Below are 16666 nucleotides of genomic sequence, written 5' to 3'. Positions count from 1 at the left end.
TTTCTTTTAAAAACATTTTCGTATATAAGACCCTGCGATCGCTGCCGTTTCCCTTCCTATTCATAGGTATCTCCTTAATCATATATTTTTTTCAAAAATATCGAACACATCTGGCGTAAGATGCTACTTAATAGGCAATTCTTAACGAACAGTATGTTGATTAAATATCATGTTGTTAGTATACTATTTCTTAATAAAGCTATCCAGATGTATTTTTAAGTCTTATATCATAAAAAAATGTCTTGGATCATAGCCTTAAAGTTAAAAAAACGCCCGTTCCATAATAACCATGGAACGGGCATTTTATGATCGCAGTTTATCCAAAACCGAGACCCCTTAGTTAGACATATTCTGACAAATTTCATTATATATCGACAGATATTGTTTGTCAACAAGAGGAAATGAAACTTATTCTAAGCTAATTTAGGGCTTTCATCCTAAATATAGCAGTTATTTTCGGTTTGAAAGAAAAAATCCGCCGTCATAATGATCGTCATATGGAAAGGAGTCGTGCGATGCCGCGCAAAGGAGAGAATATTTATAAACGAAAAGATGGCCGCTGGGAAGGAAGAAGCTTAAGAGCCAACGGCAAATACCGGTATTTCTATGCAAGTACTTATCGGGAGGTACGGGCCAAGATGAAGGAAGCCTGGCAGGAAAGGGAAGCTGAGAAGAAAAATACCATTCCGCTTCCAACAAATCCAGGAGAGTTATTTCAGAGCTGGCTGTCAGACACGGTATCCGAAAGAGTGAAACCATCCACCTATGAGAGTTATTATCATTGTATTCATGGGTATGTAATTCCCTATTTTAAATCATTAGAAAATCAGCCCATGTCCCAGTCCTGTGTTTGTGGATTTGTGAAGTCGATCTCTGAGAACACTTCCATCTCCCAGACATATAAAAGAAAAATCATTTCTGTGTTTAAGATGTCTATCCGGGAAATTTATAAAGATTACCCCAATCAGCCCAAGCTTTTGGAAGCGGCTGTCTTACCATCTGGAAAAACTCATCAGGAGGTCAGCGTTTTTACCATGAAGGAGCAGAGAATACTGGAGCAGGCTGCCTTCATGTCTCCGGATAAAAGAGCACTGGGTATCATTCTGTGCTTTTATACGGGCATTCGCTTAGGAGAGCTTTGTGCTCTCCGCTGGCGTGATATTGATCTGGAAGCAGGGACTATGTTTATTGGAAATACGGTATCCCGCATTCGGAATTTTCAGTCGGAGGAAAGCAAAACAATGCTCCACATAGGAACGCCAAAAAGTAAAACCTCCACCAGAAAGATTCCTTTACCTGGATTTTTGTTAGAGCTTGTAAAAGAACAGAAGCCAGGATTTAAATCCGAGGAACATTTTATCCTTTCTAATAAAAATACGCCTTTTGAGCCCCGTGTTTATCAGAAGCTATATAAAAGAATTCTGAAAGAAACAGGAATCAAGGACAGAAAATTTCATGCCATAAGACACACTTTTGCAACCAGGGCGCTGGAGGTCGGGGTAGATATTAAAACACTCAGTGAGATTCTAGGACATTCCAATGTAACCATCACCTTAAATATCTATGCTCATTCCCTGATGGAGCAGAAGAAGGCAGCAATAGAAAAGCTGAATCTGATGCATGTGACCCAAATGAAAGTCGTTTGATTCTCCGTCAATTTTTTCGTATGTAATGTAAAAAAGCTTTATAAATAAAGAAAAAGATAATGTATGTCACAGTTTTGGATAAACAGCGACCATGTTAAAACCCATTGATGTCAGATATATTATACTCAATTTATTGGAAATGATAATGGTTTTTGTAAAAGAATTGTTGCAAACAAAAGAGGAGGAAGAAGTATGAAAAGTTTTAAGGATTTTAATATTACGAAAAAGTTACTAACCGGATTTTTTAGTATGGTATTTCTTATGATCGTGATTGGGTGTGTGGGAACTTTTGGTTTGATAAGAATGACTCAGGCCAGTAACTACTTATTTGACAAGCAGACTGCTCCCATTGATGATATGATTCATGCCATTGATGCCCTCACTCAAATAAGGATTGATGTCAGAGATGCTGTAATCAATGCAGGAGATGCCAAGAAAATTTCAGAATTAGAAAAGGCTTGTGAGGAAAATGCCACAGAATTCACAAAAAGAATGGAGATATACCGTCCTACCATAACGGATTCAGCCTCTCTTCTTCTTTTAGATGAGACAGAATCCATGTTTAAAGATAAATATATGCCGCTGGTTCAATCGGTGATTTCTCTTTCTAAAGAGAACAAAGCGGACCAGGCGGTAAAAGCCATTGAAGCCAGCATGGAAGAAACCAAAGCCATGATGAGTAACGTGGACATACTGGTGGACAACCGAATGACAGAAGCCGATAAGACCAGTGATGATAACTCCGCATTGGCAGTGGAACTGATTGTTTTATTGGTTGTTTTTCTTTTACTTGGTGCAGCAGCAGCCTTATTTTTGGGATTTCGAATTGCCAAAGCAATCAGCAGTCCCATCGGACTGGTTGTGGATGCGGCGGAGCGGATTGCGCTGGGCCGGGTTGACATCGATTTAAGTGAAGTTGATTCCAAAGACGAGACAGGGCAGCTTGCTCAGGCATTTTTAAGAATGCTGGAGGGAATCAAAAAACAGGTGGAGGTAGCGGATATTATCAGCAATGGTGATTTTACAAAGGAGGTTCCGCTTCGTTCCTCTGAAGATGTAATGGGAATGGCTCTACAGAGGATTAAGGAGGATTTGAACCAGACAATGCATGCTATTCGTACGGTAGCTACTGAAGTCAATTCCGGTGCAGAACAGGTTTCCGATGCAGCCCAGGCCCTTTCCTCCGGAGCAACGGAACAGGCGGCAACGGTGGAAGAACTCAATGCTTCTGTCAGCAGCGTAGCCATGAAAGCAGAAGAAAATGCAGTCACCGTACAAAAAGCAGCCGAATATGTGGCTCAGGCAGGAGCGGGCGTGACGGAAAGCAATGAATATATGGAGAGCTTAAATGAAGCCATGACAGAGATAGGTGCTTCTTCACATGAGATTTCTAAAATCACAAAGCTGGTGGAGGACATTGCCTTTCAAACCAATATATTGGCTTTAAATGCAGCCGTGGAAGCAGCAAGGGCAGGAGATGCAGGAAAGGGATTTGCAGTGGTTGCAGATGAGGTCCGCACACTGGCGGCACGGTCAGCAGAAGCAGCCAAACAGACGGCGGATTTGATACAGAAATCCGTAGCAACGGTAGGAGAAGGCGGAAGACTGGCAGATATCACAAGAAACCTTTTGCTTGATGTATCACAAAAGGCTTCTTTGGTAGGGGATGCAATACACGAAATCGAGGCTTCCTCCACAGAACAGGCCGCTGCCATAGAACAGATCAATCAGGGGCTGTCACAGGTATCTTCGGTGGTTCAGACCAATGCTGCGACAGCCGAGGAAAGCTCTGCATCCAGTGAGGAGCTGGCGGCTCAGGCTCAGATTCTTAATCAGGAGGTCAACAAGTTCCGGCTGAAGGTATAAGAAGTATGAAATGCTTATAATTTCATGATTCTTTTTTCTTTCAGACTGGTCAGACTTTCTGGAGTATGGGTGGAAAGATAAACCGTGGGATTCTCTTCAATAAAGGTGCGTGCCTTTAAAAGGGTCTCCCTGGCTGCTTCCACATCTTCAAAGACAACGGACAAACGGTTTTCAATTAAAGCTGCGTCCGTGTAGGTAATATCACCGTGAATCATGTAGAAGAGTCCGTCTGCTTCCACGATTACGATGCTGTTGCCCTTTGTATGTCCTGGAGCCGGGAGGAAATAAACTCCTTCTGCAATCTTTTCACTCTTTTCAAAGTTGTGATAAGGGCCATCCTCATAGGCTGCCCGAACGATATTATCACCTTCCAGCTTCAGAGCATCGGCTTCTGCTCCGGATAAATAAATCTTTGCATTAGGAAAGCTTCTAAGTTCTCCAGAATGATCGGGATGCTTGTGAGTCAGAAGAATTTTTGTAACCTGCTCCGGGCGGTAGCCAAGCTTTTCTAAGGCTGTCATATAATCATCAATCCGTTTTCCCTGATATATCTTCTGGCCTTCCTTTGGGGGAGAGTCAGGAGATTCTTTGGGAATACCGGTATCGATTAAAATCACTTCACTGCCTGTATCAATGACATAGTTTTGAAGGCTTGATGGATAGGTTTTCGTTTCATCAAAAATCGGCTCGCTGACCCCTCCTCCCATGGCAAATGGCTGTGTCATATAACCACCCTCATATAATCTGACTGCTTCAATTTTCATGTGAATACTTCCTTTCTTTGACCTCTTTTTATCTATAGCTCTTTATAAAAGAGCAGTGATATCCTTTTCCAGTTTTTCCGGCTTATCCGTAGGAGCGAAGCGCTTTAATACGTTTCCGTTCCGGTCTACTAAAAATTTCGTGAAATTCCACTTGATACCAGAACCAAGAACCCCTGACTGACTAGCTTTTAAATGGGTATAAAGTGGTGATTCGTTGGCACCGTTCACCTCGATTTTTGCAAATTGAGGAAATGAAACCTTGTATGTCAGCTGGCAGAACTCATGGATCTCTTCCTCGCTTCCAGGCGCCTGATGGCCGAACTGGTTGCATGGAAAATCAAGAATCTCAAAGCCCTGATCCTTATACTTGCCATATAAGGCTTCCAGTCCTTCGTATTGAGGGGTAAATCCACAGCCCGTAGCCGTGTTGACGATTAAAAGGACTTTTCCTTTATAATCTGAAAGGGATACGGGATTTTGTTTCATGTCCATGACTGTAATATCATAAAGATTCATTGTTAGCACCTCTCCATTTCTTTATTATTAAACACAATTGTATTGTACACAATTAAATTTTAAAAGTCAATACTTTTTTTGAAATTAAAATTCGTTTATCACTAAAAGTATGGTTCCATAAAGAAGCAATAAAAATGTGCAGGACAATCCGGATTTTATCACCGGTTAATCCTGCACAAGCTTATTTATAAATTTGATTCAGTCCTAAAAAAACATCTACGATATGGGGATCGAACTGGGTGCCCTTACACCGTCTGATCTCCTCCATTGCAACCTGACTGTCCATAGCTTTTCGGTAAACACGATTATTCGTCATGGCATCATAACTGTCAGCTACTGCCAGAATCCGGCACAGAAGAGGGATCTCTTCACCTTTTAGTCCTCTGGGGTAGCCGGATCCATCAAAGCGCTCATGATGGGAGAGAATGTACTCGGCAACCGTAGAAAGCTCCGGCGTGTTCTGGGCGATGCGGTAACCGATTTCCGGATGCCGCCTCATTTCTTTCCATTCTTCCTCCGTTAATGGGCCTGGCTTTTTTAAAATCTCCATATTGATGCCTACCTTGCCAATGTCGTGGAGCATGGCAAGCAGGGACAGTTCATTTTTTTCTTCGGGGGCAAGGCCTAATTTATCTGCAATAGCAATGCAGTAAGTTTCCAGTCGTAAGGCATGTTCTTCCGTTTCCATGCTCTTTTCATAAAGCGTGGCCAGGAGGGTGTTTATAATGCTGTTACGATAGCTTTTACCAGCCAGCAGCTTTTTGTGATACATCTGTTCTTCCGCCTTATGAAGTGAAATGTGTAAAGGCTCATACATGGTCTGTCTGACGTCAAATCCAAGGGAAACACTGATCTGTAAGGGAAGGGTATTATTTGTATCAAAGGCTTTTTCTAATTTACGGATCATTTCCTGTGCTCCCTCTACACCGGTCTTTGGCAGCAGGATTAAAAATTCATCTCCGCCCCATCTGGCGGCAGTTCCATTTTTCTTAATGGTAAATTCCATGATTTTAGCCACTTCTTTTAAAAGCCGGTCTCCGGTTTTGTGACCAAAGACATCATTAATTACCTTTAGACCATTTACATCTCCCATAATCACCGTTAACGGGAGCATGGCTTCCTTATCCAGCCGCAGGATCTCTTCTTCCTGATATCTCCGGTTGTGGATTCCGGTCAAGGGGTCGTGATAGCTTAGATACAGGATTCGCTGTTGCTGCTTTAAGGTTTGGCTTACATCACGGAAGACCATGACAACTCCATATCCGATTCCGTTATCATCCCGAATGGAAGCTGCGCTGTCGGCGATGGGAATGATGTTTCCCTGTTTGTTTAAGAGCACGGTATCATCGGCAAGCTCCACGGTTCTTCCTGTTTTCAGTACCTTCTGAACGGGATTTGGGACGTGCTTTCCATTGATCGCATTTCTTAAATCAAAGATTTCATGGAAGGGCTTTAAGTAAGCATCATCCTGATTCCATCCGGAAATCACCTGAGCTGTTTGGTTTAAGTAGGTGATGCGTCCTTCGTTATCCGTTGTGACCACGCCATCCCCGATGGAATTTAAGGTGACCTTAAGAAGCACCTTTTCCATATATAAATCATCCCGGAACTTTTCTCTGTCAGATACATCGAAAATAATGGAAAAGAGCTGGGGGGTCCCTTCATATGTGATGGGGGAGGAGTAGACATCGACCATTTTGGTCTCGCCGCTCTTTAGCCGGTGGCAGTATAAGAAATACCGGTTTTCACGGCAGAGAGCCTCCTGGCGCATATCATTAATATCCTGTATGTTCATTGCCAATAGTTCTTCCTTGGAGTAGCCGTAAAATAAGCAGGCCGGGGGATTGGCATCTAAAATCTGTCCCGTTTTCATATCTGTGATGAGCATAACGGCAGTGTGTTCTGTAAACATGGAATTTAAGTTTTTTAAAAGCCGTTCCTTATCCTTTTTTAAGTCTTTCAGCTCCGTAATATCAATACGGGATCCAAAAAGGTAAGTTATATTGTCATGATTCTCAATGGGAGTAAGTCTGACCAGCCAGTTTCTTTGGGAGCCGTTTAAGCTGGTGCTCTCTTCATACATCATGCTTCTTTTCGATTCAATGCATTGCAGATAGCTTTGCTCCAAAGCACCTCCATCGACCTCCCCCATTGCTTCTACAGGGGTCTTCCCCTTTAGCTTAGAAGAGGACATGCCTGTCATCTGTTCATGGGCCTCATTGTTTCTTACATAACGAAGCGTTCCATCTACATATTCTACAAGAAAGAGTCCATCCTGGGTGTTCTCAAAGAAAACGTCATTAAAGCGTAAAAGAGATTCATTCTTTTTTTGTTCGTTCTCATATTGCTTCCATGTATCCGTAATTTCGTCCCAAACGGTGAACAGGCTGTTTTCATTAAGCTGGGTGGCCGTTACCTTAAAAGTACGGTTCTCTGTAGAGACCATAAGGGGCATACCATAATCCCATTGATCTAACTGGGAAAAGAACGTATGCCAATGAGGGGCATCTGTAGTTAATTCAGGAAGCAGCGAAACATTTTTAGAGATAGCATTTTCCCGGTCCAGACCTAAGTACTTTAAAAAAGCTTCATTGGCATCTGCCAGAACATATTCTTTCCTGTGACTGGTGTTTTTTGATACCATCTCAAAAAACGCACAGCCCAGCGGGATTTGCATAAAAATCTTACCTGCAATTTCTGCTGTCATGATAGACCCCTCCTTCTTTCTTATTCGCATCATTTGTGTAGTAATGAAATAATATCAGAACTTTTTTTAGAATACAAGAAAGACAGGTGGTTTCTCACCGCCCTTATGGTATCATTTCTGCATGTACAATTATGTTATAATATATTACGAAAAAGAGATGATAGTGATAACCCATGTTTTTACAGATATCTGGCATAAAAAAGAGAGCCTTTACATATGGAAAAGTGAAAAAGAACTGCCATGATAAAAAATAAAAATTTTCTTTGGATGACATGCACTATTCTGATATTTTAAACATAACATAAGACAAATTGTTTTATTGAAAGGCATTCATATTATGAGTTCTTGTCCACAAGGAATGACTTCTTACACCATTCAGGCCGGTGACACTCTTTGGCTGATTTCAAGACGCTATAATACTACCGTTGATGCAATTATGTCTGCAAACCGGGGATTAATGCCAGGTAATTTAAGGGTCGGTCAAACCATTTGTGTGCCTCGCAGAGGAAGACCTCAACCTCCGGCACCTCCAGCGCCTCAGCCCCCAAGCCCCCAGCCGCCTGCCAATTGTCCGGTTGGATTGCGTACTTATACCATCCAGCGGGGAGACACTCTCTGGAAACTTTCTCAGACCTACTGCACTACCGTAGAGACCATTATGGCGATTAATCCTGGAATCAACCCTAATAATCTGGTGGAGGGCCAGGTAATCTGGATTCCTGCCGGTTACAGATTCCGTGACTTCCCATCATGGCCCCGTATGCAGGAGGGCTCTTATGATGAATTGATGGAAGGCAACCAGGTTCCTGGCTGCCCGGAGGGACATCATTCCTATATCATTCAGGCAGGAGATTCGCTCTGGCTTCTTTCCCAACGCTATAACACCACCGTAGAAGCACTTATGACTGCAAACCCAGGTATTAATCCCAATAACCTGTTTGTAGGTCAGGTAATCTGCGTACCGGCTGCCAGGGTCAATACATGTCCTCAACCAATGCCTCAGCCAACACCAAGGCCAACGCCACAACCGATGCCGCAGCCAACGCCACAACCGATGCCGCAGCCAACGCCTCAGCCGATGCCGCGGCCAACGCCTCAGCCGATGCCACAGCCAACGCCTCAGCCAATGCCGCAGCCAACGCCACAGCCGATGCCACAGCCAACGCCTCAGCCGATGCCACAGCCAACGCCTCAGCCGATGCCACAGCCAACACCCAGACCGATGCCTCAGCCAGCACCAAGGCCGACACCTCAGCCAGCACCACAGCCGGCGCCTCAGCCAGCACCAAGGCCGACACCACAGCCAGCACCACAGCCAACGCCTCAGCCAACACCCCAGCCGGAATCTCCCCTGGTCATGTGGGTAAGTAAGGCAGAACAGAATTTAAATAATTATCTTCGTCTTCTGTGGCTTGAAAATGTTTACTGGCTGCAAATGGCGATTCAGAGCATGATTTTTGATCTCCCGGATGCAGGAATTTCAAGTGCTCGTCTCATGCAGAATCCAAGAGATTTTGAAATGGCAATGCAGACCTTCTACGGCAACGACGATGCAGCTGCATTTGCCGAGCTAATGTCAAATCATCTGACCATTGCCAATGAGCTTGTCAATGCGCTCATGAATTCCAATGCCAATGCTGCCGCAGATGCAGAAAGACGCTGGTATGCCAATGCAGATCAGATGGCTTCCTTCTTAAGCAGCATTAATTCCAACTGGTCACAGGAAAGCTTGCAGAATCTGCTTCGGGATCATCTGGATATGATTAAGAATATTGTAAACGATATGCTGGCAGGTAATTTTGAAGAAAGCGTAACAGCGTTTACTGATCTTGAGAGCCAGGCAACCGAACTGGCAGATGTCATGACAGATGGAATCATAAGACAGTTTCCGCAGTATTTCAGATAAGAATAGCAGCAGTCCGACAGGAATATTTGCCGGGCTGCTTTATTTTTGTACTCTACGATGCGTAGATTGAAAAATGGGTGCATTTCAGTTACAATGATGTTATAAAATGCCTGAAAAAAGCCAGTATTCTGATAAAGGAGTACTACCATTTGTATGGCAGAAGGAAAGGATGGTGAAACTTAAGTGGACAAACTTTCAAGAAAATCCCTGAAAGAACAATATAAAAGCCGTGCTCTTATTGGTGGCGTATATCAAATCAAATGCAAGGAAGAAGGAATGGTCTGGCTGCGGAGCACCGTGGATCTAAAAGGAGCTGAAAACCGCTTTTTATTTTCCAAGTCCATGAATTCCTGTCCGGAACATGGGATGCGAAAGCTTTGGGATAAGTACGGGGTAGAAGCATTTTCCTTTGAAGTCCTGGAGGAATTAAAAAAGAAAGAAACCCAGACCGAGGAAGAATTTTCCGAGGATATAAAAATATTATTGGAACTGTGGCAGGAGAAAGTGGAGGAAGGAGAAGGATATGGAAGAGAAGATTGATATCAGCCGGATGCTTGATTCCTCTGGTCGAATTGAGCAGTTCCCAAAGAAAAAGGGGAGCAGAACGGCCGTTTTAGAGTATCTTGCTGATAAATTTGAGGAAGACCGGGAATACAGAGAAAAAGAAGTAAACGAAATCTTAGAGGAATGGCATACGTTCGGAGATTTTTTCTTATTAAGGCGGGAACTCATTGAACACAAACTGCTTAACCGTAAACCGGATGGCTCCTGTTATTGGAGACCAAAGAAACAAGAAGAACAACGTTAATAAACACACGGAGGAAACAACCATGGAGTACCGTAAAATTGGAGCTGTGATCCGCACTCTGAGGCAGGAACAGAAGATGACACAAAAACAGCTTGCAGATAAAATGAATATCAGTGACAAAACGGTCTCTAAGTGGGAAAGGGGTCAGGGGCTTCCTGACATATCACTGATGCCGGAACTGACTGCCATTTTAGGAGTTGAGATGGAAAACCTGCTTTCAGGAGATTTGACGCCCAATGAATCCGATGGAGGTAACATGAAAAATACAAAATATTATGTATGCCCTTCCTGCAACAGCCTGACCTTTTGTACCGGAGAGGCTGAGATTTCCTGTTGCGGAAAGAAGCTTTCTTCCCTGGAGCTTAAAAAGGCCGGTGAAAGTGAAAAGCTTCATGTGGAAGCGATGGAAGAGGACTGGTACATCACGAGCAGCCACCCCATGAATAAGGAATGCTATATCTCATTTCTTGCTTTTGCATCCGGAGACCGGATCCAGGTCATCAAGCAGTATCCGGAGTGGGATTTAAACGTACGGATCCCCAAAAGAGGCCATGGGATATTGATCTGGTACAGCACCGGGCAAGGGCTTTTAAGTCAATTGCTGTAAAAATAAAAATTCTGGTTGACTCTCACACAGTGAGATACTATATACTGATCCTGAGCTCAAGAACACATATATGTGAGGTAAAAACATGCTGAAAATAGGTGATTTTTCAAAATTAGCAAGGATCAGTATACGGATGCTGCGTCACTACGATGAAATAGGTCTGCTGGTGCCAAAAAGCACAGATCAGGCAACGGGATACCGCTATTACAGCGAGGATCAGCTGCCTATGGCTTGCCGGATCACGTCCTTAAAAGAGATGGGATTTGGACTTGCCGCCATCGGGGATATCATCAGAAATTACCACAACCCAAGGGAACTGGCTAAATTTCTGGAGATTAAGCAGTCAGAGGTGTATTCTGAACTGCAGGAGACCAGCCGCCGTATGAGGCTCCTTGAAACAGCCATAGAAAGGCTGAGAAAGGATGAGACTTCCATGAATTATAATGTAACATTAAAAACTATGCCCCAAAGATATGTGGCAAGCGTCAGAGACAAAATTCCGGCTTACAATCAGGAGGGAATCTTGTGGAACCTTCTTATGACTGAAATCTCCGGTCTGAATCTGCAATACGATGAGACTTGCTTAAGCCTTGCCGTATTCCATGACCAGGAACATAAAGACAGCGATCCGGACGTGGAGATTCAGATTTCCGTAAAAGGAAGCTATGAGGATACGGAGCACGTAACATTTAAAACGGTTCCAGAGGTAGAAATAGCATCTGCCATCTATAAAGGCAGCTATGAACACATCACAGATGCCAACCAGTCGGTGGCAAGCTGGGTCAATGACAATGGGTACGAATTTAATGGGGCCCTGTTCTGCATTTATCATGTGAGCCCGGCCCAGACGAAGATTCCGGAGGAGCTTGTAACAGAGGTTTGTTATCCGATTCGTTTAAAGGCGTAATAAAATAAGAAAAACGGCGGTTTTGAAATGATTTCAAAACCGCCGGTTTTTTCGTGACTTTATAAAAACAAGGTAAGCCCGGATTCTCATTTTGTCCATTCCATGACCAGCTCTGTTTCACCGGTATGTTCATCAGTCTGTTCTTTTACCTGCTGAAAGCCTTCTCTGACATAAAATCTTACGGCTCCTGTGTTATTTTTATAGACCTGCAGGGATAATTCAGAGCGGATTTCCTTCGCATGATCTAACAGTGCCTTACCAATCCCCTGGGACTGACAGTTAGAATCAATAAAAATGCCTGCGATGTAATTCTCCATGAGCCCGATAAAGCCTTGTATTACGTTATCTTTTTCGTATACAAAGATGTCGGCTTCCGGCAGCATGCGTTTCACTTCTTCAAAATTACCCTGCCAGTAACCGGCTGGAATGAAGTCGTGGGCGTTTGTGTTGGTGTCTAACCAGATCTTCATGACCACATCTAGGTCATTGGCGGTAAACTCTCTAATCATGTTATTCTCCATTTCGTTCATACTATAAGTCAGACTATGCTTTGTTAGGAAGGATCATCTGACTTATTCTATTATATCAACAATCCTCATTTGGTACAAGGTCCCATTGGAATCTCTGATTTTCCCATTGACACAAGTAGAATTTTGTCATATGATAGTTGTAGACAGACAGTCGGTCTATAAAAGGAGATGCAATAATGAAAACAATTAAAAATCCGGAAGAACGTAAAAATGAAATATTAGATGCAGCAGATCACTTATTTACCCAAAAGGGTTTTGATGGTACCAGTACCAATGATATTTTAGAAGCCGTTGGAATTGCACGAGGAACCTTATACTATCATTTTAAATCCAAGGAAGACATTATGGATGCCCTGATAGAACGGTACAGCGCAGGCATTTTAAAAAGAGCAGAGGAGATTGCTCAGAATAAAAGCATTCCTGTTTATGAGCGGATCGTAAGTACGGTCCTGGCACTTAATATGAACCACGGAAGCGGCAGGGAAATCATTGAGCAGATTCATAAGCCACAGAATGCACTGATGCATTTTAAGGCCCAGAAAGCTGTCTTAAATGGAGTGACCCCTATCCTGGCTGGAATTATCACAGAAGGAGTGGAGCAGGGATTATGCAACACTCCATATCCCTATGAAGCCATGGAGATGCTGGTGGTCTATGCAAATACCGTATTTGACGGAGATATGATAGAGCTGACGGATGAGGACAGGCTGAGCCGTGCCAAAGCTTTTATTTTTCACACAGAGCGTCTCCTTGGCGTAGAAACAGGAACCCTTACATTTGCCCAACAGATATTTGAAAAGGATGATGAAGATGAATCATAAAGACAATGCATTTCAGAAATTTCTTCTCCTCTGGCTGGGAGACTTAATTTCTTCCATTGGAGGAGGTCTTACAGCCTTTGGCCTTGGTGTTTACGTATATCAGAAGACTGGTATGGCTTCCCACGTTGCCATGGTGACACTTTTATCCTTTCTTCCCACTCTGCTTCTCAGTGCTCCGGCAGGGGTACTGGCAGACCGGTATGACCGCAGACTGATTATGATATTAGGCGACGGACTTTCTGCCTTTGGTCCCTTGTTCATACTGTTTTGTTTCTTATACAAGGATGTACAGATGTGGCAGATTTATGTGGGAGTTACCATTAGTTCCGTGTTTTTCTCCTTACTGGAGCCGGCTTACCGTGCCACGATTACCGATATGCTCTCCGGGGATCAATATACAAAAGCCAGCGGTCTTGTACAGGCTGCCGGATCGGCGAAATATTTGATTTCACCCGTGATTGCCGGCTTTTTGCTGAGACGCTTTGATATCAGTCTTTTGCTTATTATTGATGTGAGTACGTTCTTTGTTACGCTTGCAACCACACTGGTGGTTCGAAAGGGATTGGCAACAAGGGAAAGGGAGAAAGACACTGCATTTCTTTCAGACTTTAAGGAAGGAATCCGTGCTCTTTCAAAGAATAAAGGAGTCATGACACTGGTATGGATGGGTACGTTTATCACCTTGTGCTTAGGCTATATCCAGACGCTTGCATCTCCCATGATCTTAAGCTTTTCAGACAGCAGCACTCTGGGACTAGTACAGACCTTAATGGCATCGGGAATGCTCATTACCAGCATCCTTTTAGGAATCATACCCATTAAAAAAGGTTATGTTAAAGTATTGTGTATTTCATTGTTTGGCTCTGGGGTGTTTATGGCGCTCTTTGGTCTGAAGGAGAACTTGACCTTTATAACCGCATCAGGAGTTTTATTCTTTGCCATGCTCCCCCTTGCCAATATGAGTATTGACTATCTCCTTCGTACCAACATCGATAACGAGCTGCAAGGACGCGTCTGGGGGCTTGTGGGGCTGATTTCCCAGCTGGGATATATTGCAGCCTATGCAACCTCAGGAGTACTGGCAGACTATGTGTTTACTCCCCTTCTTTTAGAGGGCGGAGGGCTGTCTGGCAGCGTTGGAGAGATTCTTGGAACAGGAGAAGGCAGAGGCGCCGGATTTTTAATCGTCATAGCCGGCGGATTGCTGTGTATTGTTTCAATTGCTTTATACCGCATCAAAGCGGTTCAGAAGCTGGAAGGTGGAGGTGACCTATGTTTCGACGGATCATCCGCAACGACATTGTAAAAAGTCCCGCAGTATCATTCATTACCTTTGTTTTTATTGCCGCAGCGGCTGCCCTCATTTCCCTGGCAGCTCTGCTGACGGTTCATTTGACCGGGGCCATTGACGGGCTTATGGTTCAGGCTAAAACGCCTCATTTTCTTCAGATGAATTCCGAAAAGCCGGACCTCACCCGTCTGAAGCAGTTTGCAGACAATCAGGAAAGCGTTACCGATTTTCAGGTCCTGGAATTTCTAAATGCAGAAGGCTCAGAAATTGTAATAGGTGCCAATAACTTATCGGAAAGCGTCCAGGATAATGGTCTCTCCATTCAAAGCGATTCCTTTGATTTCCTTCTTTCCCTTGACGGAGAAATCATTCATCCCAGGGATGGAGAACTTTACGTTCCTATTGCCTATGGAAGAGACGGCACCGCGCACCTTGGAGATAAGGCCGTTATTTTAGGAAAGCAGTTTATTGTGGCTGGCTTTCTTAAGGACTCCCAGATGAACTCTTTACTGGCTTCCTCTAAGCGTTTTCTTATTAGTGACCATGATTATAATGAGATAAGGGATTTAGGGAGCACCGAGTATCTCATTGAATTCAGGCTAAAGGATTTAAAAGACCTGGGTGCCTTCGAATCGGCTTATATTAGTGCCGGTCTGGAAGCCGATGGACCAACGGTGACCTACCCCTTATTTAAAATGATGAACGGAGTATCCGATGGTCTGATGATCGCAGTTATTCTACTCATCAGCGCTCTGGTGGTCCTCATTGCCTTCTTATGCATTCGTTTTACCCTCCTTGAAAAAATGGAGGAGGAAGCCAGGGAAATCGGGGTCATGAAAGCCATTGGAATGCGTACCTCTGATTTGAAAAAGCTGTATCTAGGCAAATACGCAGTCATAGGTGGTGCCGGCTGCCTCCTTGGAAGCGCAGTATCCTTATGGTTTTCAGGGGCGGCTCTTAAAAATATCCGTCAGACTATAGGAGAAGGAGGAAATAATCTTCTTGCCATAGGTCTGGGCGCCGCAGGCATACTGGTGATTTATTGCTTCATATTGATTTTTGTAAATAATGTGTTAAGACGAATTGGCAAGCAATCTGCCGTTTACGCCATCCGCTTTGGCGGGGCAGGAGAGACTAGGGGAAGCTTAGGAAGACTATCCTTAAGCAATCAAATGTTTTTCAGCACAAACGTATTTCTTGGAATCAAAGAGGTTCTTTGGAGGAAAAAGCTTTATGTCACCATGCTCTTTGTAATAATTGCTTCTGCATTTATCATACTGGTACCAATGAATTTGCACCATACCATTTCCTCCCCAGAATTTAGCACCTATATGGGAATTGGACGCAGTGATTTTCTCATAAGAATCCAGAACACACCAGGTGAAGAGGAAAAGGAAATAATTCAAAGGTTAAAGGAGGATCAGGAGGTGGCTGAGTACGCAGTATTGACCACCAAACGATTCTATGCCAGATCTGCCTCCGGCAGTGTGGAACCGCTAAAAATCGAACTAGGCAATCATACTACATTTCCCGTGCAATATGTAAAGGGAAAACCACCGGAAGCAGAAGGGGAGATTGCTCTTTCTGTTCTCAATGGGAATGAATGGAAAAAACAGGTGGGAGATACCCTGGTACTGGTGGAAGATGGTATGGAAAAGCAACTGGTGGTTTCCGGCATTTATTCGGATATTACCAACGGCGGAAAAACGGCTAAGGCATCTTTTGAGGGGGCTGGGGAAAAGTCGATGTGGACCACCATCTCCGTAAAACTGGCGCCTGGGGTCTCCATCTCTAAAAAAACAGGAGAGTATGGGGAGAGCTTTGGCTTTGCCAAAATTTCAGGCATCGACGAATATATCTTACAGACCTTCGGACCGACTATCCGTGCCGTAGGGAAAGCCGCTTCCATTGGAATGGTATCGGCACTTTTCATGATTCTTCTGGTTACTATGCTGATGATGAAGCTGCTTCTTGCAAAAGAGAAATATTCCATCGCGGTCATGAAATCATTGGGATATACCTTTAAGGATCTTTCCGTACAGTATATCACCCGTTTCCTGGTAATTCTTCTGCTGGGAGTCCTCCTTGGCACGGTTCTTGCCAATACGCTGGGGGAGGCCATGGCAGGCGCCTTAATCGCCTCCTTTGGAGCCGCAGCCTTTCGATTTGTCATAGATCCTGTATCCGCTTATCTGATCATGCCGTTACTGATGGGAAGTACTGTATTGATGGCGACTCTTCTTGGAACGTCAGGGATCAGGAGCATTCAAATATCCCAGCATATAAAGGAGTAAGAG

General features: G+C 43.8%; 14 protein-coding genes. 10 read left to right on the top strand and 4 right to left on the bottom strand.

Annotated features, from left to right (window positions below):
- Positions 1 to 515: 515 nt before the first annotated feature.
- Together T546_RS0119060 and T546_RS0119050 are read left to right on the top strand one after the other, a co-directional pair.
- On the top strand, positions 516 to 1646 hold the full coding sequence (locus T546_RS0119060; protein WP_026892404.1) for a site-specific integrase: 1131 nt from the start codon (positions 516 to 518) through the stop codon (positions 1644 to 1646).
- 192 nt (positions 1647 to 1838) lie between these two features.
- Positions 1839 to 3512, top strand: coding sequence for a methyl-accepting chemotaxis protein (locus tag T546_RS0119050; protein ID WP_026893004.1), 1674 nt, complete (start codon positions 1839 to 1841; stop codon positions 3510 to 3512).
- 14 nt (positions 3513 to 3526) lie between these two features.
- Here T546_RS0119050 and T546_RS0119045 read toward each other — a convergent pair whose 3' ends face one another.
- The 3 genes from T546_RS0119045 to T546_RS0119035 form a co-directional block, all read right to left on the bottom strand.
- Positions 3527 to 4276, bottom strand: coding sequence for an MBL fold metallo-hydrolase (locus T546_RS0119045; RefSeq protein ID WP_026893003.1), 750 nt, complete (start codon positions 4274 to 4276; stop codon positions 3527 to 3529).
- A 42-nt stretch (positions 4277 to 4318) separates the two neighbouring features.
- Positions 4319 to 4792, bottom strand: a complete 474-nt coding sequence (locus T546_RS0119040; protein WP_026893002.1) for a glutathione peroxidase — start codon at positions 4790 to 4792, stop codon at positions 4319 to 4321.
- Between the two features lie 181 nt (positions 4793 to 4973).
- Positions 4974 to 7499, bottom strand: a complete 2526-nt coding sequence (locus tag T546_RS0119035; RefSeq protein ID WP_026893001.1) for an HD domain-containing phosphohydrolase — start codon at positions 7497 to 7499, stop codon at positions 4974 to 4976.
- A gap of 337 nt (positions 7500 to 7836) precedes the next feature.
- On the opposite strand from T546_RS0119035, the gene T546_RS25390 reads away from it, so the two are divergent.
- The 5 genes from T546_RS25390 (at position 7837) to T546_RS0119000 (ending at position 11727) form a co-directional block, all read left to right on the top strand.
- Complete coding sequence (locus T546_RS25390) at positions 7837 to 9405, top strand: LysM peptidoglycan-binding domain-containing protein (RefSeq protein WP_156951372.1); 1569 nt, start codon at positions 7837 to 7839, stop codon at positions 9403 to 9405.
- Positions 9406 to 9588: 183 nt separating this feature from the next.
- A complete protein-coding gene (locus T546_RS0119015) occupies positions 9589 to 9945 on the top strand; it encodes a GIY-YIG nuclease family protein (RefSeq protein WP_026892998.1) in 357 nt (118 codons plus the stop codon).
- Positions 9929 to 10213 carry a DUF2087 domain-containing protein gene (locus T546_RS0119010; RefSeq protein WP_026892997.1) on the top strand — a complete coding sequence of 95 codons (285 nt, stop codon included), beginning with the start codon at positions 9929 to 9931 and terminating at the stop codon, positions 10211 to 10213. The genes T546_RS0119015 and T546_RS0119010 overlap by 17 nt, the downstream gene beginning before the upstream one ends.
- Before the next feature lie 22 nt (positions 10214 to 10235).
- The gene (locus T546_RS0119005; protein WP_026892996.1) at positions 10236 to 10820 is read left to right on the top strand and encodes a helix-turn-helix domain-containing protein; all 585 of its coding nucleotides are present in this window, start codon (positions 10236 to 10238) and stop codon (positions 10818 to 10820) included.
- 85 nt (positions 10821 to 10905) lie between these two features.
- Entirely contained in the window at positions 10906 to 11727 is an 822-nt protein-coding gene (locus T546_RS0119000) for a MerR family transcriptional regulator (RefSeq protein WP_026892995.1), read from the top strand.
- A gap of 86 nt (positions 11728 to 11813) precedes the next feature.
- Here the strand turns inward: T546_RS0119000 and T546_RS0118995 are convergent, their stop codons facing one another.
- A complete protein-coding gene (locus T546_RS0118995) occupies positions 11814 to 12257 on the bottom strand; it encodes a GNAT family N-acetyltransferase (RefSeq protein WP_242842262.1) in 444 nt (147 codons plus the stop codon).
- Positions 12258 to 12433: 176 nt separating this feature from the next.
- Between T546_RS0118995 and T546_RS0118990 the strand changes: the two genes are divergently transcribed.
- The 3 genes from T546_RS0118990 to T546_RS0118980 are packed head-to-tail and all read left to right on the top strand — an operon-like array spanning position 12434 to position 16663.
- Positions 12434 to 13078, top strand: coding sequence for a TetR/AcrR family transcriptional regulator (locus T546_RS0118990; protein WP_026892993.1), 645 nt, complete (start codon positions 12434 to 12436; stop codon positions 13076 to 13078).
- Positions 13068 to 14384 carry an MFS transporter gene (locus T546_RS0118985; RefSeq protein ID WP_026892992.1) on the top strand — a complete coding sequence of 439 codons (1317 nt, stop codon included), beginning with the start codon at positions 13068 to 13070 and terminating at the stop codon, positions 14382 to 14384. Before T546_RS0118990 ends, T546_RS0118985 begins: the two co-directional genes overlap by 11 nt.
- A complete protein-coding gene (locus T546_RS0118980; RefSeq protein WP_026892991.1) occupies positions 14351 to 16663 on the top strand; it encodes an ABC transporter permease in 2313 nt (770 codons plus the stop codon). Before T546_RS0118985 ends, T546_RS0118980 begins: the two co-directional genes overlap by 34 nt.
- Positions 16664 to 16666 lie beyond the last annotated feature (3 nt).

Source organism: [Clostridium] aerotolerans DSM 5434 (assembly GCF_000687555.1).
Taxonomy (GTDB): Bacteria; Bacillota; Clostridia; order Lachnospirales; family Lachnospiraceae; genus Lacrimispora; species Lacrimispora aerotolerans.
Note: the sequence above shows the minus strand (reverse complement) of the source record. Positions and strands in the feature narration are given on the sequence as shown.